Origin of the sequence: Komagataeibacter diospyri (assembly GCF_043995075.1) — a bacterium.
In the GTDB taxonomy this organism is placed as follows: domain Bacteria; phylum Pseudomonadota; class Alphaproteobacteria; order Acetobacterales; family Acetobacteraceae; genus Komagataeibacter; species Komagataeibacter diospyri.
Window position 1 is genome coordinate 900,158 of the sequence record NZ_CP171836.1, and the last position, 23,952, is coordinate 924,109.

The following is a 23,952-nucleotide window of genomic DNA, read 5'->3' on the forward strand; positions in this document are numbered from 1 at the left end:
AGCACTCAATTCATGGTCTATGGCAGCCTGCGGGGATGCCGGATGGAAGAAGGAATGATCAGGCGTCATCATAACATGGTCTTACATACATGATGAAGCAACGTAACACAACGTGTCGTGGTCGGCTATTGGCGCGATATACTGTATTCTGCCGCGCATGATGTTGCCTGTCGTCACGTGGCGGACGACATTATTGATGCATGTTACGCGCCACGAACCACGTACGGGAACAATAATCGTATCCTGTATCGAATCCGGAATAAATGCCGTCGTGACTGACCGGATTCCGGCATGGGGAAACCTGTCGGGTACAAACATGACGTTCAGCACGGTCACCGCACCGCCCTTCAACCGGCAGGTAAGGGGGACAGCGCCGGAAAACGATAGCACGGGCCCCGCGCGTTCCAGTTGCAGGCTTTCATGCGTGGGTGTGATCTGTTCCAGCCCGTCACCGGACAGCAATGCCTGCTGACGCTGCATGCCGGAATAGGTGGAAAAAGGGCATGACCGGTCAATGGTTGCGATACTGACCCGCCAGCCGGGTGCGTCCATGAGGGTACGTGTTATGCCCTGTCCATTTTTCCAGGCGCTGACGGGCAGCGTCTGGATGGAAAATACGCGGGGTGTCATGGGATGGTGGGGGCAGGTAGCAGTATGCCGGGGTTAAGAATATTGCGCGGGTCCAGCGCCTGCTTGATGGTGCGCATGACTGTAATGGCGTCATCACCATGCTGGTTATGCATGAACATCTGCTTGGCAAGGCCAACGCCATGTTCCCCGCTTATGGCCCCTCCAAGGTCAAGGGCGCGCTGGATGATCTTATGATCCAGCGCCTGCGCGCGCGCCCATCCGTCCTGTTCGGGCGGGATCAGGATGACGGTATGGAAATTGCCGTCCCCCACGTGGCCGACAATGGGGGCAACCAGCCCGGATTCCTCAATGTCCTGTTTGGCCAGCGTGATCATGTCCGTCATGGCGGAAATCGGCACGACCGCGTCGGTGGTCATGCCCTTGTGCCCCTGTCGGTAGGCCAGGCAGGCCCAGAAGGCGTCATGGCGCGCTTTCCACAACTGCGTGCGCTCCTCGGAGCTGGCGGACGCACGGAATGACAGGCCATGATGGTATTCGGTGATTTCGCGTAGCAGGTCCGCCTGTTCCGTTACCGATGCGGGGGATGCATGCAGTTCAAAGAACAGGGTCGGCAGGGGTTCGTATCCCTCCAGTGACGAATACCTGATACAGGCATCCATCTGCACGTCATCCAGCAGTTCCAGCCGCCCGATGGGCAGGCCGGCCTGAATGATGGACGTGGCGGTATTCACCGCATCCGCCAGCGTGCCGAACTGACAGGTCGCGCCCAGAACGGTTTCGGGCAGCGCATGCAGGCGGGCCTGAATTTCCGTAATGATGCCCAACGTTCCTTCCGATCCGATCAGCAGGCCGGTCAGGTCATACCCGGTCGCGGATTTGCGGACATTTCCCCCCGTCTGGATGATTTTGCCATCTGCCATGACGGCGGTCAGCCCCAGCACGTTTTCGCGCATCGTGCCATAGCGAACGGCACCGGTGCCGGATGCGCGGGTGGCGCACATGCCACCCAATGTTGCTTCCCCACCGGGATCCACGGCAAAAAACAGCCCGTCACTGCGCAGCAGCCCATTCAGCCGCTGGCGTGTCACCCCTGCCTGTACCCGGCAGCTCAGATCCTGCGGGCGGATGTCGAGGACAGCGTTCATCTGCGACAGGTCAAGGCTGACACCACCTTTCGTCGCGGTCAGCTGTCCTTCCAGTGATGTCCCGCCGCCGAAGGGAATGACCGGCAGGTACAGGTCATGACAGACGGAGACGATGGCCGCGACCTCTTCCGTTGTCCGGGCGAACACAACCACATCGGGCTGGGTGGCCGGATCGGGAGACTGCCAGCCTTCACCATGGGCGTGATGTTGCCGGACCGTCGCGTTGGTTGAAATCCTGTTGTCCAGCCGGGGGCGGAGCCGCGTGATAAAGGTTTCAATGGCTGTCATCGGTCTGTCCGGTTTCAAGGGCGAGGGCGCGGAGGAAGCGGTCATTGTCCGTGGGCAGGCCGACGCTGACGCGTAAATGTGTCTCAAACCCCTTTTCACGCCAGGGCTTGATGATGACACCATGCCGCAGCAGGCTTTCCGCCAGGACCGAGGCGTTCCGCCCGACATCAAGGAATATGAAGTTGGTATGGGATGGCACGGGAGTATAGCCCAGTTGCGTCAGTTCGTGCATGAAGCGTTCGCGTTCAGCCACGGTTGTTGCGACACTGGTCTGCATATGCGTCCTGTCCTGCAGGGACGCCAGCGCCATGTCCTGTGCCGCCATGTTGGTGTTGAACGGGTCACGCACCCTGTTCAGGGTGGTGATGACACCGGTATCGGATGCGAGCGCATAGCCGATCCGCAGCCCGGCCAGGGCATAGGCCTTTGAAAACGTGCGCAACACCAGCCATGGCCGTGCCTGCCGGGGCAGGATTTTCGTGGCGTCGGGATAGTTCTTGCTGCCCAGGGCGTATTCATAATAGGCCTCGTCAATCACGATCAGCGTGTCCGGTGGGCAGCATTCCACCAGTTCCAGCATGTCCTGTGCCTCCATCATGCAGCCGACCGGATTGGATGGATTGGAAAACATGAGGATTTTCAGCGGAGCGGCCTGAACCGCCTGCTTCATGGCGGGCAGGTCAAACTGGCCTTCGGCGGTAATGGGAACCGCGTCGACCCGCGCGCCCATCATTTCAGGCCATATCACATGCAGCCCGAAGGAAGGCAGGACGGTCACGACCCGTTCACGGGGGGAAAGATAGGCCTCGCTGATCAGGCGTATGATCTGTTCAGACCCATTGCCCAGCATGATATGGTCCGCAGGCACGTCCGTTACCTGCACCAGCGCCTGTCGCAATGTGGATGCCGTTGCATCGGGGTAGCGGAACATCCGCTGTATCAGGCAGTCCCACTGTTTCAGGGCCGTAGGTGAGGGACCGTAAGGATTTTCGTTGCTGCCCAGTTTTGAAATATGTGATGCATTATATTTCTGGCGCACCTCATCTTCCGACAGGCCGGCATTATAGACGGGCAGGGCGGCAACCTCGGGACGTGAGGACACGCGTATTGACCGGGTGGGCGTGGAAGAAGCAGCCATGGAAACAGCCTTTTTCAATAAATTTGCATCTACTTGTATATACATAAAGGCTGCAGTTGTTGTTGTAAATATGCAACGAGCATCCGGTATTCCCGTCCCGGGATAAAATATGCATGACGTATCGGGTCACATGATAACGGCCCCTGCCGGATGGGCAAGGACGGTGCATTGTACCGAGAGAACCGTAACCTGAACGTACATGGCAGCGGCCGAGCGGTAGTCCGGATACGTGCCGCAGCATGATTTATAATGTCGGGTATGCTGGCTTAATAGATTGTGCGATCGAATAATATTAGGGGCTGGCATAGGTAAGCGAATAAAGGCTTGATATGTCACATGAAAGCACGTCGTCGCAGTCGGCTGCCTGTCAGCATCCAAAAGCGCCTTCTGGAGCACTTCGTTGCGGGCACGCCCGCCCGGAGCGCCGCCGAACTTGTAGGCGTCAATCGTAATACAGCGACCCTGTATTACCGAAAATTACGAGAGATTATCGCAGAACAGATTGCTCATGAGGCGCCGGTCTCGGGTGAAATCGAAGTCGATGAGAGCTATTTCGGTGGGCATCGCAAAAGAAAACGAGGTCGGGGCGCTGCCGGGAACGTGGCCGTCTTCGGCCTGCTGAAACGGCATGGCCGTGTCCATGCCGTCATGATCCCCAATGCCGGACATCAGACATTGATGTCGATCATTCGAAAGAAAGTACAACCCGATTCAATTGTTTACAGCGATTCCTGGCACGCTTACGACAAGCTGGATGTCTCGGAATTCCATCACGAACGCATTGATCACAGCAGGCATCCTGCTCTGGGCAGAAACCATATCAACGGCATCGAGAATTTCTGGAGCCAGACGAAGCGGCATCTGCGGCGATACAATGGAATACCACGTAAAGACTTCCATCTCTTCCTGGCCGAGTGCGAGTGGCGCTTCAACATCCGCTCACCTGCAAAACTCCTGAAAATCCTCGCTCAATGGGTTAAACTGCCCGCGTGAACCGTCGCAAACAATGCTTACCTATGCCAGCCCCAAACTTTTATCCAGTACCCCGCCACAAACGGGCGGGGTATCCGGCCGGTTCAGCCGACGCTTACGCTGACCTTATGCAGGTCTGCCTTCGTCTTCGCATCGGGATGGCCGACGTGGAAGGGTTCAGCGGACAGCAGGCGGATGCCGGTGATGTCGGACAGCGGCAGTACGCTCCATTCACCCGTGGGGGGCACGCGCTTTTCATGTGCGTCCTCGCCACGATAGATCAGGACATGCGGCATGCCATCGCGCTCACCCAGCGCATGGGGAGAACCGGTACAGGTCTTGCCATCGAACGTGAAACCCACAACAGACTTCTTCTGGATGGCATCACGAAGCGTGTTTTCAACTGACATGCATATTTTCCATTCTGGTTAAACCCGATACGGGTTGCCGCATGTTATAACGGATCACTCAAGATATAGCCTTTCTGCGGCATGCAGAAGCAGCGGAGGTGGTTTATTGCTGCAATACTGCCCTGCATTGCGAAAATTCTGCCGCGTACTGGCATAAATCCAGAATCGTTTTGTTTCGATAAAGTAAAGAGCAGCCCTGCATGGAATGGACCGCATGGCAGGATTGATCTGTATCACTGTAAGGTCCGGATATTGGCCCCAGCATTCATGGTGCAGGGCGGGAATGACCCAGAACAGACCGCTCAATAGTATGTATTGAGGAGCAATGACCATGATTGCACGACCGACATTTGTCGCAACCCCGGTTCGTACGGCCACGACGCGGGCAACCGATCCGTTCGCCGTGCTGCAGCGTCAGGTGGGTCGGCTGATCGATGACTACCGCGCACCCGACACCTTCGGCTCGGGCCGGATCGGGTCCACGGACATTACCGAAGACGCAACCGGCTACCATATCTATATCGAAGTACCCGGCTGTTCGGAAAAGGATATCACGCTGAATGCCAGTAACGGCGTACTGAGCATCTCGGGCGAGAAGAAAAGTCCTGTAACGTCTGAGCAGAAACAGCACGTCGCCACCCGCAGCTTTGGTGCTTTTTCCGAACATTTCAGCCTGCCCGAAGGCGTGGATGAAGACCGGATCAGCGCCCGCATCAAGGACGGGGTGTTGCAGGTCACCCTGCCGCGCCGTGAACCGGCCAAGCCGAGCGAACGCAAGATCGAAATCCAGCCCGGCTGACCGCAACGACCTGTTTCCAATACCACATGGCCCGGGTACCGATGGTGTCCGGGCCATCCGCGTGTATGGTTCAGTCCAGCCCTTCCTCCCGCCGGGCCTTCTGTGCCGCAGGATGGGCCAACACCGCATCGCGCAGGGCACTGGCACGGGGATAGGCCGAAAGGTCGATCCCCAGTGGTCCAGCCCAGCTCAGGATCACGGCCATCAACGCATCCGCCTGCGTGAAGCCTGCGGGCAGCAGGTGCCCGTTGCCACCGGCTTCCAGCAGTGCTTCGACCTGCTTCAGGCGACGCGTAACATTCGCCAGCAGCCGCTCGCGCATGACATCGGGCAATTCAGGAGCAAACAGCGCACCAAATGCGCCATGCACGTCCTCGCAGAACCCGATGGCTTCCAGCAGGCGGAAGAATTCGATCGAATCAGGGGCAGGGTGAAAGGCAGCATGATCCGACTGCTGGCCGATATAGGTCAGCACCGCCACATTCTGCGTCAGCACCGTGCCCGGTGCGATTTCCAGCGCGGGCACGGCCCCGCGCGGGTTGATTTTCAGATAATCCTGACCACTGGCGGTCTGCTTGGTCTTCAGGTCCACCTGCTCAAGACTGTGGGGCAGCCCGGTTTCATTAAGGATGATATGCGCGGCAAGCGAGCACGCGCCGGGCGTGTAATACAGCTTCATTGAAACGGCCCTCCGTCTGGATCTGGCTGGGGACAGGACGGTAGCATCCTGCGCCCTACGTCCTGAAAACACTGACACATGAAACAGACCGTGAAAAGCGCAGGCCCATGCGCCACACGCAGGACAGACGGACCGGCCCGATTGTAACATTACACAGGGAACCAACAGCCCATCGGCACTGTTTGTGCCTGCAGGTGGACAGCACATGGGTTCTGTCCGGCCTGTTCCTTTTCCGCCTGGAGACTGTTTGAAAAGTCAGCGCATGACTACACCTGAAAGCTAAAAGAAGTTTTTGGTGAAGCTTTTCCATAAAGTTTCGAAAAGACCCTGCCTTTTTTGACAAAAGGCAGCACCAAAAAGTTTTTATCTTTTTTTATCAACAGGTTGGTTTCGAATTGTCTCCTGATACATAAAGGCATTGCCGCCATGACCTTTCCCTTCGATGCCCTGACCGCCTGTCGCGCGGAACTGGAGGAGGAAGCAACGGTCAACGACGCACAGGCCGCATTTCCCACTGGCGGGCTCGACCGCCTGCGCCAGCTGGGCGTACTGGCCGCCCCCCTGCCACAGACGCTGGGCGGCCGGGGCTTTGGCACCGAACCGCATGGTGCAGCGGGCCTGCTGCACATGCTGCGGCTGGTGGGGCAGGGCAGCCTTGCGCTTGGCCGCGTGGTGGAAGGCCATGTCAATGCCATCCGCCTGATCGCGCTGTACGGCACACCCGAACAACTGGCCCATGTCGGGGCGGAGGTGCATGAAGGCGCGCTGTATGGCCTGTGGGTCACCGATGACGTGACACCGCTGCGCATGGAACAGACGCCGCGTGGCATTACGCTGCATGGGGGCAAGGCCTTTGCGTCCGGCGCGCGGCAGGTCACCCGTGCCCTGGTCACGGCACGGGCAGGGCAGGACGGAACGGGGCAGGATACCACGCGCATGCTGCTGGTGGCGCTGGGGAAAGACCGCGCCATCCATAATGCCAGTGGTGGACTGACCGGCATGCGCGGGGCGGGCACGGGACAATGCGACTTTACCGGCATGACCGTGCTACCCGCGGGCCTGGTGGGGCAGGCGGGGGATTACCTGCGCCAGCCTGAATTTTCAGCCGGGGCATGGCGCGGCATGGCCGTGGCACTGGGCGGGATCGAACGCCTGACCGCCCTGCTGCGCAGCCAGCTTGCCGCCCGCGACCGGGCGGGCAGCCCGGCACAGCAGGCGCGTATCGGCCTGGCGCTGATCGCGGGAGAAACCGCGCTGTTATGGACACGCCGCGCGGCCCTGGTGGCCAGCAGTCAGGACCGTTTTGATTCAGGCGATATTTCCGGCACCGTCAACCTGGCCCGGCTTGCGGTGGAACGCGCGGGACTGGAGGTGATCGAACTGGTCGAACGCGGGCTGGGGCTGTCAGCCTTCGTGCGTGATAACGTGGTGGAACGAATCATCCGCGATCTGTCCACCTACCTGCGCCAGCCAGCCCCGGACGAGACATTGTGCGAGGCAGCAGCGTGGTTCACCCGGCGCAACCTGCCGCAGCCGGACGTCCATGCATGAAGGCGGCCGACCTGCACGCGGCCCTGCGCGACCTGCCCGTTACCCCCCTTGCGGCCATTGCGCCCGGCACGGCCCTGATCCTTGCCCCCCATCCCGATGATGAAAGCCTGGGCTGTGGCGGGCTGATCGCCGCGTGCTGTGCAGCGGGGCAGCCGCCCCTTGTCGTCATCATGACCGACGGCGCGGCGTCTCACCCGCATTCGCGCCAGTGGCCTGCTGTGCGCCTGCGAGCAAAACGCCAGTGCGAAGCACGCAACGCCGTTGCGTGCCTGGGCCTTGCGCCCGATCGGCTTGTCTTCCTTGGCCTGCCCGATGCCGCCGCCCCGCATGAGGGGGCAGTGTTTGACCAGATGGCGGCACGTCTGGCCCATCTGGCCGCCACGCATGGCTGCACCACGGTTTTCGCCCCATGGCGCGCAGACCCGCATTGCGATCATGAAGCGGCGTGGAAAATGGGCGTGGCCGTGCGGCGGCTGTGCGGGCTGACGCTGTTGGCCTATCCCGTATGGGGCTGGCTGCTACCGCCCGACAGGGATCTGGATCACGCCCCACCGCGTGGCATGCGGCTGGACATTACCGCCCATCTCGCCGCCAAGGCCCGCGCGATCAGCAGGCATGAAAGCCAGTACGGCGGCCTGATTACCGACGACCCCGATGGTTTCCGTCTGCCGGACACCCTGCTTGCGGCGCTGGTAACGGATTTTGAGGTTTTTATCCATTCATGAATGCCACAAGCTGGTCCCGGACCGTATTCGAACGTCTGCACAAACGTCGCCCCGACCCATGGGGTGTGGCGACGCGGACCTATGAACATGATAAGTACCGCCGGACGCTGGCGGTGCTGTCAGGCCAGCGTTTCCATCATGCGCTGGAACTGGGCTGTTCCATCGGCATGATGACGGCGCGGCTGGCGCGGCAATGCGACCGGCTGCTGGCGGTGGACGTGGCCGAAGCCGCCCTGATCCGCGCGCGCCACCGTTGTGCCGGGCTGCCGGGGGTGTCATTTCATCGCGGGCAGTTGCCGGATGCATTCCCGCCACTGCCCGCCCATGCATGTGACCTGATCGTGATTTCGGAGCTACTGTATTTCCTCTCCCGCCGCGATATCCGCAGCCTTGCCGCGCACTGCCTGCGCGTACGGCAGGCGGGCGCGCCCGTCGTGCTGGTCAACTGGACGGGACCGACCGATACACCATGCACGGGTAACGAGGCCGCCCGCCTGTTCATCAATACCTGCCGCGCCGCCGACCTGCACGTGACCCATGCCCGGCGGTACGCGCATTACCGGCTGGACGTAATTAACGGACCGGAGACGCCGGAACCTGCAAACCACACACCGGACTGATTTTGGAAAAGTTTTTGGTGAAGCTTTTTTCAAAAGCTTCGAAGAACACTGTCTTTTTGAAAAAAGATCCCCGAACCTTCTATCCGTTCCATCTGGCGATACGCCCCATTCAGTGCACCACGGATGTCACTGCCGGTACAGGGGCGGGCATGATACCGGACGCTACCAGAAGGTCGTGCACGATTCGCCGCGCCGCGTCCATATGCATGAGCAGGTCGGCACGGCGGACGGGTACGCGCACGAGTGCCGGGCTTGATGCCTCCAGCCTGTCCCACGCCATGCCGCCAAACCGTGCCCGGGCCATATGGGCCACGGTCGCGGCAGGCAGGCACAGCAGGGCCGCAAGATCAGCCACCGCGCCATGCCACGGGCCGGTTGCCGGGGGCAGGGCACGCAGGCGGCGCAGTACTGCACGCGCCCGAGCACGGCGCAGGCAGGCCCGTGGCGGCTCAAGGCTGTCATCCAGCATGTCATCCTGCCGCACCATGCGCCGCGCCATGGTATCAGCCATGCCTCCACGCGCCCGCCCGGCAATGCGGCCCGAAACACAGACCGTAACATCAGGCGCGTGGCGGATGGTGGCATCCACACGTCGCAGGGCACGCAGGAAACCCCGGTCCTCGCCCAACGGTATGGCAGGGACGCCTCCCGCGCGCCGCCAGGCCGCCACCGTTACCGCAATGCTGGCACCGGAATGTTCCGTATGGCGCGGCCATGGATCATGCGGGTCAGGATCAACCAGATCATGGATGCGGTCCAGCATGGTGGCATAATCGGTTTCTGCCCGGTCATCTTCATGCAGGTGCACGGGGATAAGGCGTGACTCCTCCGGGTCGATCAGGGCACGGCCACAAACCGCATCAACGCCCGTATCAAGGGCGCGCAGGGTATTGGCCAGCCAGTCGGGCGCGACACGGCCATCCGCATCGGTGGTCAACACAATACCATCCGGCCCCGCAAGGCCCGCGGCAACCTGCATGGCCGCACGCCGGGCCGTGCCCGCATGCGCCACCGGCGGGGGATAGGTCCGCTGCGCCACAATCACGCCAAAGGGCAGGGACGGGACCAGCGCACGCACCACGCCGCGCGTATCATCCGTGCAGTTGTTAAGCAGCAGGACAACATGGGACAGGCAGCCCCCCTGCTGTGCCGCAAGGGCGCGCAGGCAGGGACCGATACGCGCAGCCTCGTTACGTACCGGAATCGCCACGATAGTGGGGTGGGCAGGCGGCATGGGTCACCTGTTGGAAGGGAAAATGGTAAACGCCGCGCGGGCCGGTCAGGTTGCAGGGACCGGACAGACCCTTTCAGCCTTTTTCAAAATAACCAACTGATAAATAAGGATAGGAATTTTCGGGTGTCGCCTTCTCCTGAAAAGGCAGCATTCTTTCTAATTTTTCCAGAAAAAACACTTCACCAGAAATTTCCTGATGTTTTTCAGGCCGGTTTCTGTCCTGTTCGCCCCGTTACATGACACGGGGCATGAATGCCATAATTTTTATTTTAAAATGCATGCATGCGGGAAATTTACTGCATCGGCCAATAGTTCCCTGATGACGTATTTTTTATTCATTCATTTTCAGAAGTTATAAATTATACTTCATAAATTATTGTAAATAATAATGTATATTTTCGGTAATGAAGATTATTTTAAATCTTATCTGTTCATACTTTGTAAAAAAACGCTGTATCTGTCATTTCAGCCAGATGCCGCATGCCCCCATGCAGCCCCGCCTGTTACCGATCATGCCGGAGCATCGTCCCATGTCCACCACCATGACCTGTAAACCCTAGGGGCCTGCACGCCACCGCGCGGAAGGCGGCCAGCCCATTCATACAATAAAACCGCATGCCGGTACCGTGGCGCATACCCACGATACCGGCACGGTTCTTCGTGCTACAGGGAATTATCCATTCCATGAACGCCATCGTAGTGACGGCACTACGTCGGCCCTATACCTTTGTGGTGCTATCGATCCTTATCGTGGTCTTTGGCATCATGTCGGTATTGCGTACGCCGACCGATGTGTTCCCAAATATAAAAATACCGGTCGTATCCGTTGTCTGGACCTATGGCGGCATGCTGCCGGAGGAATTTGCGGGCCGTATCATCTATAATTACGAACTGATGGTGACCTCGACTGTCGAGGGCATCGAACATATGGAAAGCAGTTCGTATTACGGGCGCGGTATCGTCAACATATACTTCCAGCCCGGCACCGATATCGGCAAGGCGGAAGCCGAGGTGACCGCCATATCCCAGACGGTCATAAAGCAGCTGCCCGAAAACATTCCCTCGCCGATGGTAATGAGCCTTGACGCATCATCCGTGCCGGTGCTGACCCTTCAGGTCACGTCCGACAAACAGACACCATCCGACCTGTTCAAACTGGCCATGATCCGCGTGCGCCCGCTGCTGGTGACCGTGCCCGGTGCCGTGGTGCCACAGGCCTATGGCGGGATGGACAGCTTTGTCATGGTAGCGCTGAACCAGCAGCAATTGCAGGCGCATCACCTGTCGGCCATGGACGTGCAGAACGCCCTGCGCGGACAGAATATCGTGCTGCCGGCAGGTGACCAGAAAATCTCGGCCACCGACTGGATGGTGCAGACCAACGCCACCCCGCGATCCATGAAGGAACTGGGCGATATCCCGGTCAAGCGCGTGGGCAATGCCGTAATCTATGTCCATGACGTGGCGGAGGTCTATCGTGGCGGCCACCCGCAGACCAACCTTGTGCTGGTGAAGGGCAAGCAGGGGGTGGAAATCGTCGTGATGAAAAGCGGCGATGCCTCGACGCTGGATGTCGTGGCAGGGGCCAAGGCGCTGCTGCCGCGTATCCAGAAGCTCCTGCCGCCGGATGTGAAGGTCAGCATACTGGGGGATGCCTCGATCTTCGTGAAGGATTCCATTTTCGACGTCGTGCGCGAAATGCTGACGGCCGCCGCCCTGACCGGCATGGTGGTGCTCCTGTTCCTGGGGTCGTGGCGGCCCACGGTCATCATCGCCACCTCCATCCCGCTGGCCATCCTGTGCGCCATCATCGGCCTGCACTGGGCGGGGCAGACAATCAATGTCATGACGCTGGGCGGTCTGGCGCTGGCGGTGGGCATTCTGGTGGATGACGCTACGGTGATGATCGAGAACATCGACGCGCATCTGGAAATGGGCAAGACGCTGGAACCCGCGATCATCGACGCGGCCAACCAGATCGTCATTCCCACCTTTGTCGCCACCACCTGCATCTGCATTGTATGGCTGCCGCTGTTCGGGCTGAGCGGGGTTGCGGGCTGGCTGTTCATGCCCATGGCGGAAGCCATCATCTTCGCCATGATCGCATCCTTCATCCTGTCGCGCACGCTGGTGCCGACCATGGCCAAATACCTGCTGGCCGGTCACAGCGTGGCAGGACACGGGGATTCCCACCATTGCGAGCCACAGGTCCACAACCTGCAATACCCCAGGCGGCTGCCCGAACGCTTCCAGCAGGCGTTTGAACGCGGGTTCAACACTTTCCGCGAAAGCTATGCGGGTGTGCTGAAGCGCGCGATCGCGGGGCGCAAGCGGTTCGTGGGCGTGTTTCTTGGCATTTCGGTCTGTTCGCTGGGGCTGTACCTGATCGCGGGGCGGGATTTCTTCCCCGAAACAAAATCGGGCACGATCCAGATGCACATGCGCGCACCACTGGGCACCCGTATCGAGGTGGCGGGGCGCGAAGCATCGCTGGTGGAAGACCGGATCAACGCCCTGTTCCCCGGCAAGGTGGACAGCATGATCGAAAACTGCGGCCTGCCCGAAGGCGCCCATAACCAGGCCTTCATTCCCACGCCAACCATCGGCACGCAGGACTGCGACATCACCATTGCGCTGAAGGATGAGGAAACACCCGTCTGGGATGACCGCACCATCCTGCGCCATGACCTGTCGGCCCGTTTCCCTGGCACGGTGTTCACTTTCCAGCCTGCCGACCTTACGGCCAAGATCCTGAATTTCGGATCACCCGCGCCCATCGACATCCAGATTTCGGGGCCGGACCTGCGCGACAACTATGACTATGCCCGCCTGCTGGTGAACCGCCTGCGCGCAGTTCCCGGTGCAGCTGACGTGGTGATCCAGCAGACCATGAAGACGCCGACCCTGTTCGTGCAGGGCAACCGCACCTTCGGTCAGGCCACCGGCATGACCGAAGCCGACCTTGCCAACAACGAACTCATGACGCTTTCGGGCAGCCAGACGGTGGACCCGCAATACTGGCTGGACCCGGCCACGGGCATCACGTTTCCGTTGAATGTCTATGTGTCACAGGACCAGCTGACGCATTTCAACAACCTCATGACCATTCCGGTGGACAAGGGCGATGGCGACCCGCAGGGGCGACACATGCAGTTGCTGGGCGGTATCAGCAATGTCAGCGCCACGGGCACGCCGGGGCAGGTCTCGCACTTCAACTCCATGCCTGAAGTTGACATCTATGTCTCTGCCGAGGGCGCGGATCTGGGGCAAGTCACGACCGGCGTGCAGCACGTGCTGGACCAGACGCGGGGCAAGGTGCCTTCCACCGCAGCCGTCGTGGTGCGTGGCCAGACCGAGACCATGCGCCATGCCTATGTCGAACTGGTGTTCGGGCTGGTGGTGTCGGTGCTGCTGATCTACCTGCTGATCGTGGTCAATTTCCAGTCATGGCTGGACCCTTTCATCATCATCACGGCCCTTCCGGGTGCGCTGGCCGGTATCGCGTGGGCGCTGTTCCTGACGCATACGCGGCTGTCGGTCCCGGCACTGACGGGGGCCATCATGTGCATGGGCACGGCGACTGCCAATTCCATCCTTGTGGTGTCCTTCGCCCGTGAACGGATCGAGGAGCATGGCGATGCGCTACGGGCGGCACTGGAGGCCGGTTATGGCCGTATCCGCCCGGTGCTGATGACCGCGCTGGCCATGGTGATCGGCATGGTGCCCATGGCCATGAGCAATTCCCAGAATGCGCCGCTGGGCCGCGCCGTCATTGGCGGGCTGCTGGTGGCCACCGTGTCCACGCTGCTGTTCGTGCCGTGTGTTTACGCAATCCTGCATAACCGTCCGTCCCGCGTCCGGGGGGAAATGAACTGATGTCCACCCAGAACAACAGAAAAATCATCATGCTGGCCGGTGCCGCCGTCGTCGTGGGGTGGTGCGGGTACCTGCTGGTCGGGCGCGTGCAGCATGCGGCGGCCCTGCGGCGGGAAGCCGCCATCGCTTCCGTGCCTGATGTCATGGTCATCTCGCCACGCAAGGAGGCCCGCCATGTCAGCCTGGACCTGCCCGGCACGATCGAGGCCTGGTACCAGGCCCCCATCTACCCACAGGCATCGGGCTACGTGCGCATGTGGTACAAAGACTACGGCGCACGGGTGGCCACAGGCGACGTGCTGGCGGAAATCAACACCCCGGGCCTTGATGCCCAGTTTGCGCAGGCACAGGCGGACCTGCAATCCTCGCAGGCGAAATACGACCTTGCGGTGGTCACTGCCCAGCGGTGGCGCCTGATGGGCAAGTCACAGGCGGTATCGGGCCAGTCGGTATCCGTGCAGGACGCGAACGAGAAATCGGCCGCAGCCGATCTGGAGGCCGCGCGCCACAACCTTGACCGCTACGCAGCCCTTGAACGCTTCAAGGTCATTGTCGCCCCGTTTGACGGCGTGGTGACGGAGCGTGACATCAACGTGGGCGACTACGTGCATGAAGGCGGCGGAAACCTGAACGCGTCGGGTGCGGCCAGCGAACTGTTCAGCGTGGCGGATACGCACCAGATGCGGCTGTTTGTCTCGATCCCCGAAAACATGTCCTACATCCTGCAGCCCGGCCTGCAGGCCAGCGTGCAGGTGCCACAGTTTCCCGATCGCCGGTTCGAGGCGAAATTCCTGACCGTATCGGGTGGCTACGACCCTGACACCCGCACCAGCGTGAGTGAGTTCATCATCGACAACACCGATCACGCCCTGTGGCCCGGAACCTTCGCCGCCGTCACCCTGACGGCACCTGAACAGACCGCCCACCAGACCATCCCCACCGGCGCGCTGGTGTTTCAGGAACACGGCATGCAGGTGGCCGTGGTGGACGCGCAGAACCACGCGCATTTCCACACCATAACCGTAGGGCGCATGGGCGATGGGGCGACGCAGGTGCTGTCGGGTGTCGCGCCCGATGACCGGATTATCGACAACCCGCCCGCCGACCTGCTGGAAGGCGAGAGCGTGCACGTGGTCCGGCCCGTGACCGGGTACAGCAACGACATCGATGAAAAGGACGATGAATGATGGCCCGCACCATCCACCGTTCGGCATGCATGGGGGGCGCATGCGCCATATCGCTGCTGTCGCTGGCGGGATGCGACCTTGCCCCCACCTACCATGCGCCGCATTACGTCATTCCCGCCACATGGCAGGGACAGGCCCCGTTTGGCGTGGCCCACCCCATGGACGACACCATTCCCGCGCAGTGGTGGGAAAGCTTTGCCGACCCGCAGCTTGATGACCTTGAAACCACCGCCATGGCCCATAACGGAGACCTGCAGGCGGCCAGCGAGCGTTTTCTGCAGGCACGTGCGATCGTAAGCGAGGCCCGGGCCGACCTGCTGCCGCATTTTGGCGTGGCCTTTGGCGGCAGCAACAACAAAAGCTCGGCCGAACGGCTGTTCCGCTACAAGGGGCCGATTACGGATTCAGATGAATTCTATGGCGGCATGGCATCGTGGGAGCCGGATTTCTGGTCCTCCATCCGCAACCGGGTACGCCTGCAGAAAGACTATGCGCAGGAACAGGCCGCACAGTATGCCGCAGCCCGACTGAGTCTGCAGGCCGAACTGGCCAGCGATTATTTCACCCTGCGCGGGCTGGATGCGCAGGCGGCGATCTATACCCAGTCGATCCGGTATTATCAGGAATCCCTGCGCGTGACCCAGACACGGCTGGTGGACCAGGCGGCGTCACAACTGGATGTGGCGCGCGCGCAGAACCAGCTTTACACCACACAGGCCCGCCTGCTGGACATTCAGGCCCAGCGCGAGGTGATGGAACATGCGGTGGCCGTTCTGGTCAACGTCGCCCCGTCTTCATTCCATATCACAGCGGATGCACACCTGAATGCCACGCGTTTCGGGCTGCGCGCCCCCATGCCGTCGGACCTGTTGCAGCGCAGGCCCGACGTGGCCATTGCCGAACGCCAGATGGCGCAGGCCAACCGCGCCATCGGCATCGCACGCGCCGCATTCTATCCGCATGTATCGTTCCAGATGAACGGGGGGTTTGATGATAACGGCTTCAACCTCGCCAACCTTGCCAACTCCATGTGGTCCTATGGCGCGACCGTGACCATGCCGGTATTCGAAGGGGGCCTGCGCCGCGCGCAGCTGCAGCAGAGCTGGTCCGCCTACCGTGAAACACGCGACCATTACCGTGTCACCATCCTCAACGCGTTTCGCGATGTGGAGGACGGGCTGTCGCGCACCAACCGGCTGGATGGGGAAAACGGCCGCCTGCGCGCAGCCGTCGGCGCCGCCAGCCAGACACAGGATATTACCATGAACCTGTACAAGGGCGGCCTTGCCACCTATCTGGACGTGCTGATCGCACAAGTCAGCACACTGGATGCGCGCATACAGCAGGCGGAAGTCCAGACCCGTTACCTGCAGGCGCAGGTTGGCATGATCCGTGCCTGTGGCGGGGGATGGGATGCGGCCAGCCTGCCTGCGTCCAATAAACTGTTCGGGGTTGATCCGTTGCAGTATTCGGGCCTGCATAATGCGCCCCCCGTAGGCGACGTGCCGGCGCCGCACAGCCACGGCCCCGACCCGGATGACAACCTGATCCGACCGCTGCTATCGCCCGGCATGGGCCAATAATAAAAACAGATCAAAGTTTCTGGGCACCGCCTTTTTGAAAAAAGGCGGCGTTCCCTGAAGCTTTTAAAAAAATATTCACCAAAAAATTCTTTATTTGTCATCGGCTGCCATGCTGCGGCCAGCGGATTATACCGATCCGTAAATATGGAACCTGTAAAGATACAAAACCCGCCAGCAGGACCAGCGTTACCTGAACCCGGACATATATGAACGCAGGACACGCGATTATTTGCACATCCATAAATAGTCGCAACATTACGCGTCATATCCCGCAGACAGGGAGCAGAACAATGAGCACAAATCGCGGTGTGGTCTATCTTGGGCCAGAACATGTGGAAGTGCAGGATATCGCCGACCCGAAAATGGAAACGCCAGCGGGCCGCCGGATCACACATGGCGTCATCCTGAAGGTGGTTTCAACCAACATATGCGGATCGGACCAGCATATGGTGCGCGGCCGCACCACGGCACCCAGGGGCATGGTGCTGGGTCATGAGATTACCGGTGAGGTCATTGAATGCGGCAGCGATGTCGAAATGGTCCGCAAGGGAGATCTGGTCTCGGTCCCCTTCAACGTCGCCTGCGGACGGTGCCGGTGCTGCCGTGAAGGGGACACTGGGGTGTGCCTGACGGTCAATCCCGGCCGGGCGGGCGGCGCGTATGGTTATGTTGACATGGGTGGCTGGATCGGGGGGCAGGCGAAATATGTCATGGTGCCCTATGCCGATTTCAACCTGCTGCGCTTTGCGGACCGGTCAATGGCGATGGAGCGTATCCGCGACCTGACCATGCTGACCGATATCCTGCCCACCGGCTTCCATGGGGCCGTGACGGCGCGGGTGGGCGTGGGGTCGGTCGTGTATGTCGCGGGCGCGGGGCCGGTTGGCATGGCAGCGGCGGCATCCGCACGCATTCTGGGGGCTGCGGTAGTCATGGTGGGCGACCTGAATGAAGAACGTCTGACCCATGCCCGCAAGGTGGGGTTCGAACCGGTCGACCTGCGCCAGCATGACCGGCTGGGGGAAATGGTGGCCCAGATTGCCGGCACGCCGGAGGTCGACAGCTTCATTGACGCGGTCGGCTTCGAGGCAAAGGGATATGGCGGCGGGGCCAAACCCGCCATCGTGCTGAATCAGGCCATGGAGGTAACCCGGCCGGCAGGATCGGTCGGGATACCGGGGCTGTATGTCACCGAAGACCCTGGCGGGGCGGATGAAGCGGCAAAGACGGGCAACCTGATCCTGCGCTTCGGCCAGGGATGGGCCAAAAGCCTTGAATTCCATACCGGCCAGACGCCGGTGCTGCGCTACAACGCACGTCTTATGAACGCCATCCTGCACGGGCGGCTGCCCATTGCGGATATTGTCAATGCAACGGTCATCCCGCTGGAGGACGCGCCGCAGGGATACCGTGATTTCGACCAGGGGGCTGCGAAAAAATTCGTCCTTGACCCCCACGGCCTGCTGGCGGCGTGAATGCCCCGTCAGGATGCGTTGCGCACGTCATCCGCCGTTGCCATGTTGCGGTCCACCTGATCCAGCAGCGCCGCGTGCTGCGCCCCCCAGCGGTAGAGCATCTCCAGTGGTTCGACAAACCGCTGCCCCAGTTGTGTCAGCCGGTATTCGACCACCGGCGGCATGACCTGCATGATCTCGCGTTCCACCAGCCCCATCCGTTCAAGGTCACGCAGGGTCTGGGTCATCATCTTTTTCGACAGGCCGGGCAGGGCGCGTTGCAACTGCCCCGGCCGCGACGTGCCGCCCGTAAGGTGCAGCGTATGCACGATCATGGTGGTCCATTTGCCCGAAAACAGGCGCAGCAGACGACGCGGTGCGCAGTCCTGTGCAAAGGGCGCATGGCGGTAGACGTCGGGCAGGGGGGCGATATCCATGGGCAGGCTCACGGGAACGTTCAGGTAACCAGGGCACAGAAAGGTGCCGGATTGTCTTTTATGGTGTTTCCCAACACCGTGTGAAGCCCACAACCCCATCCATGGAGGAACATAATGTCCCACAGGGCGCTTATCATCGGCGCGACCGGTATCGTCGGCCAGAACCTTGCCAACCGCCTGATCGCGGAGGGCTGGAGTGTCTACGGTCTTGCGCGGCGGACGGCAAACCTGCCCGGTACCATCATTCCCGTCGCGGCCGACGCGCTGGACCCCGACAGCCTGCGCGCGGCGCTGGCGGGGATTGTGCCGACGCATGTGTTTTTCACCACATGGACCCGCCGTGAAAGCGAGCGTGAAAACTGTGTCGCCAACAGCGCGATGCTGCACAACGTGTTTGCCGCCCTGCCACGACCACACGCGCTGGCCCATGCCAGCCTTGTTACAGGACTGAAACACTACCTGGGCCCGTTCGAGGCCTATGCACAGGGCAATCCGCCACAGACCCCATTCCGAGAAACCATGCCACGGCTGGCGGCGGAGAATTTCTACTACAGTCAGGAAGATGTCCTGTTCGAAGCCGCGGACCGGCTGGGCATTGCATGGACGGTCCACCGTCCGCATACGGTCATCGGGTATGCGATCGGCAATCTCATGAACATGGGCACGACGCTGGCGGCCTATGCCACGCTGTGCCGCGAGACGGGGCTGCCCTTCGTCTTTCCCGGGTCGCCCGTGCAGTGGGAAAGCCTGACGGACGTAACCGACGCCCGCCAGCTTGCAAGCCAGATCGTGTGGGCGGCCACCAGCCCCGCCGGGCGCAACAGGGCGTTCAATGTCGTCAATGGCGACGTATTCCGCTGGAAATGGCTGTGGGGGGAACTGGCCGCCTGGTTCGGTATCGATGCAGCCCCCTATCCCGGCCATGCTACGTCGCTGGAACACATGCTGGCGAACCGGGGCGCGCAGTGGGCCGATATCGCGCAGCGCCATGGCCTGCGGGAGGCTGCACTGGGCCAGCTTGCGTCGCCATGGCATACTGATGCCGACCTCGGCCGCCCCGTCGAATGCGTGACCGATATGAGCCTGAGCCGCAGGCTGGGCTTCACCGGTTATCAGTACACACCAGATTCCTTCTTCGACCTGTTCGAACGCCTACGGGCCGAGCGTTATATTCCCTGACCTTACGGACCGGGCCTGCAGGCACACGGCAGACCGAGAGGGCAGAGCAATGAAAATAAAAGTTTCCGGGTGTCGTCTTTTTTCAAAAAGGCGGCATTACCTGAAGCTTTCTGGAAAAAAGCTGCACCAAAAACACTTTATAGTTTCCACGAGACCTCAACGGATGAATTTTTGCAAAGGGCTATTTGCCCGTGCGACCAGGCCGCCTGCTTGCATGTGGACCGGATTCCAGTCGGCGTCGGGCAGGACAACCAGCCCCATTGCGATCATGCGCAGATTTTTGATGGCAATTGATCTACTGCGCATGCCATCCGCTCAATAAAACATGAATATAAAATTCATCTTTTCTTGCTTCGGCATTTGGAAATTATGCGGTAAATGGTCGCCTTGTGTACGTTGAACCGCTCGGCAACCTCCGCAACGGACAGGCCATCCCGCGTGACCATTTCATATATCCGTACATTTTCCGCCGGTCCCAGCTTGGCGGGGCGTCCCATATGTATGCCGCGCTGACGGGCATTCTGACGGCCGATCGCCGTGCGTTCACGGATCAGGGCCCGTTCAAAATCAGCGATCCCCGCGAATACCGTCATGACAATGCGGCCTTCGGGTAACGTTGTATCCAGCCACGGTTCACTGATGGACCGAAGGCCGACATCCTTCTGCCGCAGGCATTCCGCGATTTCCAGCAGGTGCTGTGTCGAACGCGCAAGGCGGTCGAGCCGATACACGGTTACGATATCGCCTTTTTCCACTTCCTGCAGGAGACGGCGCAGCGCTGGCCGCACCTTCTCATCCTCCAGAAGGGAATCTTCGTAGATCACTTCACAGCCCGTGTCATGTAAATGCCACACTTGAACGTCAAGGGTACATTCATCCGTACTAACACGCGCATAACCGATCAGCATTCTATCATCAAATCAGAATTAAATTTCAATCGGCTATGTAGTCAAAAAAGAGGCAGACTGAACAGGTACTATATGGCGACACGGCATAAGTCCGCTTTCTTTTTATACAACATAGTGCAGTGTTAAGGAATATATTCCCAGCATTCAATTAAAAACGCGTTTATTCATATGTGTCGAAATATGTTGCGTTAATGAGTAGTAAATAGTATTTGGAATACCACTTATCAAAACACTCAGACTTTTGCGAAGTGGGATTCAGGTTTTATGGGCCGCCGAACAGACAGACTGCATGACCTGCCCGGCACGCAGTTGGATCAGGAAATTCGTGGTGGTTTTTTTGTCCTGCGGCACACCCTCATGGAAGTCGCGCGCGACGCCTCCATGTTTGGCGGTAATCCAGGTATTTCGGAACGACCTGTCATAAGCACCGGCGCATTACTGCGTAAATCGCTGATTGATATTGCCCGGACCTGCCAGCGTGACTACGTCCTGCGCGGCGGCACGATGGAATTCGAAAGCACAGGCGCGCTCCATGTCCTGTGGGTGCGCATCACGGCGGCAACAGGTGGGGGCAGGCTGGTCTTCGGCCCGAAATCAGCCGATCCCGGACTGCTTCTGGTTGACCTTACCCTGAATGACGAAGCCGACAGCACTGCCGTATCCATCGTGTTCAGGGATGTCACCCGCCTGACCGTCACGTACGATGTCGGCACGGACATTACCCTGATCGGCCTGCTGAGCGGCGCACCGACCACGCTGGACTGCAATGCATGGGCGGTGGTCAGGCTGCGGGGCAATGTCTGTGGCCTGACTGAAGACAACAGCCAATATATTGCAGGCGATAACGATTTTACCAACCTGTACATCCGCCATTACCAATCCAGGGACAAAAAAGAAATCTGTATTACCATAAAAAAATAAGACGTCCCGGTATCGTCAGCAGACAGTCATGGACATGAAGCAGAACACATCGTACTTCTCCCACCGCAATCATTCCCTTTCCGGAACGGGTGCGTTACAGGTCATGCATGGTGCCAGTGATGGCGTTGTGGTGATCGATGAACATAACCGGATCGTCTTTTTCAACGCGGCGGCCGAAAAGCTGTGGGGCTACAGCCAGCCCGAGGTAATCGGGCATAATGTCAGCATGCTCCTGCCCGCTGGCATGCGTGACGAACACGACGCCTTTGTCGACCGCAATCGCCGCACCGGCATCAATACCATTATCGGCACATCGCGTGAGATCAGGTTTGAAAACCGGGCAGGGGATTACGTGGCGGGCGAGCTGGCCCTGTCCATGATCACACTGCAGCCCGATGGGCGCAAATACTACCTGGCCACCATCAAGGGCATGCCCGAAGAAAGCCATCGCAGAAACCTGCAGGCCCTGCAGAACACGGTCTTCCGCGCCCTTTCTACCGATATGACGGTGCATGACATTGCCGACCTGATCTGCCGCGAAACGGAGACTTTCGTACCCGACACCGTCGCCGTGCTGATGCTGGTGGAAAAGGGCCACCGCCTGCGTATCCTGTCGGGCGCCAGTTTCCCCCGGCGGTATGCCGCGGCACTGGAAAACATCACTCTGTCGGACAGCGATATCGCGACCCTGGCCCACGACCCGGCACAGGCGGGGACTATGGTATGGAAAAGCTATTCCTCGCTGGGTCGCTCGCTTGGGCTGCATCACTGCCGTGCCTCGGCCATCATATCGCCAGAGGGGACGGTAAAGGGTATTTTCGCCCTGTTTTCACGCAACCCCCGTCAGGGGACCGATGGGCCGGACAGGATCGTAAACGGCTGCCTGCCATTCTGCGGTGTGGTGATCGAACAGCATGAGGCCCGCCAGCATATCGCGCGACTGGCCAGCTATGATCCGCTGACCGGCTTCCTCAACCGCTCGGCCGTGCAGGGTGTCCTTGAAAAACTGGTGGGACAACCGGGGGATAACCAGTTTGCTGTACTGCTGCTCAATATCGACCGGTTCCGCGACATCAATGAAGCCCTGGGGCATGCCAACGGCGACCTGTTCCTGCAGGCACTGGCCGCCCGCATGCGCGCGCTCAGCCCCGTCGGCTATATCCTCAGCCGGTCCAGTGCTGATGAATTCATCATCGTACTGCCCGACACGCAGCACGACACCGCTGTCGCATTCGCGGCAAACATGTTGCAGGGGCTGACGCAGCCTGTTGAAATAAATGACAATTATATCGTGCCCTCCTTCAGCGTGGGCATCAGCATGTTTCCCGATATGGGACCAGACAGTGAATCCCTGATCGGGCTGGCGGAAACCGCCATGCGGCGGGTCAAGAAAGACGCACGCGGCACGTACCGTATCGCGACACCGGTGCTGCAGGGTACCGCCCGCGACCGGCTGCTACCGGGCGTCCCCCTGCGTGAAACGCTGGACCGCGGCCTGCTGCACCTGCGTTACCAGCCGCAGGTCATGGCGCGCTCAGGGCAGCTTTATGGTGTGGAGGCACTGGCGCGATGGCACCATCCACATCTGGGTGACATCTTTCCCGCCCGTTTCATGGCGGTTGCGGAAGATACCGGCCAGATCGACACCATCGGCATCTGGGCGCTGGAGAAAGCGTGTCGGCAGATCGTTGCATGGGACCATGACGCCATCCATGTGCCTACTGTGGCGGTCAGCCTGTCCGCCGGACTGCTGCGCAAGCGCCAGCTGCCGGAAATGATTGTCCGCATGCTGGAAACCTACCAGCTTGCGCCGCAGCGCCTGACGGTGGAAATGACCGAAAATGTCGCGATGGATGAAAATGGGGATACGATGGCGGCCCTGCGCGCCATCCGCACGCTTGGCGTCGGCCTGTCCATGGATGATTTTTGCACGGGGTTTTCCAGCCTGTCGCGCCTTGCACGCCTGCCGCTGAGCGAAATCAGGATCGACCACAGTTTCATCACGGACCTTGAACACAACGCCAACGCGCAGGCCCTGACAACGGCTGTGGTCGGCATGGGCAACATGCTGGGCATGACGGTGATAAGCGCGGGCGTCGAAACCGAAGCCCAGAAGACCCTGCTTGAACAGCTGCATTGCGACGTGATGCAGGGCCTTCTTTTTTCCCACCCCCTGACCGCCACCGAACTGGGGCAATGGGTACAGGACAGGCGAATAAGTAAAACAGAAATATAATATCACCACATTATACAGA

General features: G+C 60.2%; 21 protein-coding genes. 13 read left to right on the forward strand and 8 right to left on the reverse strand.

Translation table 11 applies throughout. From position 1 onward, the window contains the following. Positions 1–81 precede the first annotated feature (81 nt). The 3 genes from ACE2AA_RS04140 to hisC are packed head-to-tail and all read right to left on the reverse strand — an operon-like array spanning position 82 to position 3,162. Positions 82–630 (reverse strand): HutD family protein, encoded by a 549-nt coding sequence (locus tag ACE2AA_RS04140; RefSeq protein WP_395371329.1) that lies wholly within the window; start codon positions 628–630, stop codon positions 82–84. After that, positions 627–2,024, reverse strand: coding sequence for an FAD-binding oxidoreductase (locus ACE2AA_RS04145; protein ID WP_395371331.1), 1,398 nt, complete (start codon positions 2,022–2,024; stop codon positions 627–629). Before ACE2AA_RS04145 ends, ACE2AA_RS04140 begins: the two co-directional genes overlap by 4 nt. After that, positions 2,011–3,162, reverse strand: a complete 1,152-nt coding sequence (gene hisC, locus ACE2AA_RS04150) for a histidinol-phosphate transaminase (protein ID WP_395371332.1) — start codon at positions 3,160–3,162, stop codon at positions 2,011–2,013. The genes ACE2AA_RS04145 and hisC overlap by 14 nt, the downstream gene beginning before the upstream one ends. 336 nt (positions 3,163–3,498) lie before the next feature. Here hisC and ACE2AA_RS04155 point away from each other — a divergent pair, with 336 nt between their 5' ends. Beyond that, on the forward strand, positions 3,499–4,155 hold the full coding sequence (locus ACE2AA_RS04155; protein ID WP_395371334.1) for an IS1595 family transposase: 657 nt from the start codon (positions 3,499–3,501) through the stop codon (positions 4,153–4,155). Between the two features lie 83 nt (positions 4,156–4,238). Here the strand turns inward: ACE2AA_RS04155 and ACE2AA_RS04160 are convergent, their stop codons facing one another. After that, a complete protein-coding gene (locus ACE2AA_RS04160; protein ID WP_141260007.1) occupies positions 4,239–4,544 on the reverse strand; it encodes a hypothetical protein in 306 nt (101 codons plus the stop codon). A gap of 331 nt (positions 4,545–4,875) precedes the next feature. On the opposite strand from ACE2AA_RS04160, the gene ACE2AA_RS04165 reads away from it, so the two are divergent. Next, entirely contained in the window at positions 4,876–5,343 is a 468-nt protein-coding gene (locus ACE2AA_RS04165) for an Hsp20/alpha crystallin family protein (protein ID WP_395371336.1), read from the forward strand. 70 nt (positions 5,344–5,413) lie between these two features. On the opposite strand, the gene ACE2AA_RS04170 is transcribed toward ACE2AA_RS04165, so the two are convergent. Then, positions 5,414–6,022 carry a glutathione S-transferase N-terminal domain-containing protein gene (locus ACE2AA_RS04170; RefSeq protein ID WP_395371338.1) on the reverse strand — a complete coding sequence of 203 codons (609 nt, stop codon included), beginning with the start codon at positions 6,020–6,022 and terminating at the stop codon, positions 5,414–5,416. Positions 6,023–6,448: 426 nt separating this feature from the next. Here ACE2AA_RS04170 and ACE2AA_RS04175 point away from each other — a divergent pair, with 426 nt between their 5' ends. Genes ACE2AA_RS04175 through ACE2AA_RS04185 form a run of 3 tightly spaced genes read left to right on the forward strand, consistent with a single transcriptional unit; the run spans position 6,449 to position 8,918 of the window. Then, positions 6,449–7,573, forward strand: coding sequence for an acyl-CoA dehydrogenase family protein (locus tag ACE2AA_RS04175; protein ID WP_395371339.1), 1,125 nt, complete (start codon positions 6,449–6,451; stop codon positions 7,571–7,573). Beyond that, positions 7,570–8,298: a PIG-L deacetylase family protein gene (locus ACE2AA_RS04180; RefSeq protein ID WP_395371340.1), complete on the forward strand. Its 729-nt coding sequence runs from the start codon at positions 7,570–7,572 to the stop codon at positions 8,296–8,298. Before ACE2AA_RS04175 ends, ACE2AA_RS04180 begins: the two co-directional genes overlap by 4 nt. Further along, a complete protein-coding gene (locus tag ACE2AA_RS04185) occupies positions 8,295–8,918 on the forward strand; it encodes a class I SAM-dependent methyltransferase (RefSeq protein ID WP_395371341.1) in 624 nt (207 codons plus the stop codon). The genes ACE2AA_RS04180 and ACE2AA_RS04185 overlap by 4 nt, the downstream gene beginning before the upstream one ends. 109 nt (positions 8,919–9,027) lie before the next feature. Here ACE2AA_RS04185 and ACE2AA_RS04190 read toward each other — a convergent pair whose 3' ends face one another. Further along, positions 9,028–10,152, reverse strand: a complete 1,125-nt coding sequence (locus ACE2AA_RS04190) for a glycosyltransferase (protein WP_395371342.1) — start codon at positions 10,150–10,152, stop codon at positions 9,028–9,030. A 684-nt stretch (positions 10,153–10,836) separates the two neighbouring features. On the opposite strand from ACE2AA_RS04190, the gene ACE2AA_RS04195 reads away from it, so the two are divergent. The 4 genes from ACE2AA_RS04195 (at position 10,837) to fdhA (ending at position 18,273) form a co-directional block, all read left to right on the forward strand. Next, positions 10,837–14,028: an efflux RND transporter permease subunit gene (locus tag ACE2AA_RS04195; protein ID WP_395371344.1), complete on the forward strand. Its 3,192-nt coding sequence runs from the start codon at positions 10,837–10,839 to the stop codon at positions 14,026–14,028. Next, entirely contained in the window at positions 14,028–15,215 is a 1,188-nt protein-coding gene (locus ACE2AA_RS04200) for an efflux RND transporter periplasmic adaptor subunit (protein WP_395371346.1), read from the forward strand. The genes ACE2AA_RS04195 and ACE2AA_RS04200 overlap by 1 nt, the downstream gene beginning before the upstream one ends. Further along, positions 15,212–16,798, forward strand: coding sequence for an efflux transporter outer membrane subunit (locus tag ACE2AA_RS04205; RefSeq protein ID WP_395371347.1), 1,587 nt, complete (start codon positions 15,212–15,214; stop codon positions 16,796–16,798). The genes ACE2AA_RS04200 and ACE2AA_RS04205 overlap by 4 nt, the downstream gene beginning before the upstream one ends. A gap of 290 nt (positions 16,799–17,088) precedes the next feature. Beyond that, on the forward strand, positions 17,089–18,273 hold the full coding sequence (gene fdhA, locus ACE2AA_RS04210) for a formaldehyde dehydrogenase, glutathione-independent (RefSeq protein ID WP_141259997.1): 1,185 nt from the start codon (positions 17,089–17,091) through the stop codon (positions 18,271–18,273). Between the two features lie 8 nt (positions 18,274–18,281). Here fdhA and ACE2AA_RS04215 read toward each other — a convergent pair whose 3' ends face one another. Then, entirely contained in the window at positions 18,282–18,689 is a 408-nt protein-coding gene (locus ACE2AA_RS04215; RefSeq protein WP_193557628.1) for a helix-turn-helix domain-containing protein, read from the reverse strand. A gap of 114 nt (positions 18,690–18,803) precedes the next feature. Between ACE2AA_RS04215 and ACE2AA_RS04220 the strand changes: the two genes are divergently transcribed. After that, positions 18,804–19,868 (forward strand): SDR family oxidoreductase, encoded by a 1,065-nt coding sequence (locus ACE2AA_RS04220; RefSeq protein WP_395371349.1) that lies wholly within the window; start codon positions 18,804–18,806, stop codon positions 19,866–19,868. A 69-nt stretch (positions 19,869–19,937) separates the two neighbouring features. Beyond that, positions 19,938–20,162 (forward strand): hypothetical protein, encoded by a 225-nt coding sequence (locus ACE2AA_RS04225; protein WP_395371351.1) that lies wholly within the window; start codon positions 19,938–19,940, stop codon positions 20,160–20,162. Between the two features lie 44 nt (positions 20,163–20,206). Here ACE2AA_RS04225 and ACE2AA_RS04230 read toward each other — a convergent pair whose 3' ends face one another. Further along, complete coding sequence (locus tag ACE2AA_RS04230; protein ID WP_141259993.1) at positions 20,207–20,776, reverse strand: recombinase family protein; 570 nt, start codon at positions 20,774–20,776, stop codon at positions 20,207–20,209. Positions 20,777–21,040: 264 nt separating this feature from the next. Between ACE2AA_RS04230 and ACE2AA_RS04235 the strand changes: the two genes are divergently transcribed. Both ACE2AA_RS04235 and ACE2AA_RS04240 read left to right on the forward strand, forming a co-directional pair. After that, complete coding sequence (locus tag ACE2AA_RS04235) at positions 21,041–21,697, forward strand: hypothetical protein (protein ID WP_395371353.1); 657 nt, start codon at positions 21,041–21,043, stop codon at positions 21,695–21,697. Between the two features lie 34 nt (positions 21,698–21,731). After that, on the forward strand, positions 21,732–23,933 hold the full coding sequence (locus ACE2AA_RS04240) for an EAL domain-containing protein (RefSeq protein ID WP_395371355.1): 2,202 nt from the start codon (positions 21,732–21,734) through the stop codon (positions 23,931–23,933). The last annotated feature ends 19 nt before the right edge of the window (positions 23,934–23,952 follow it).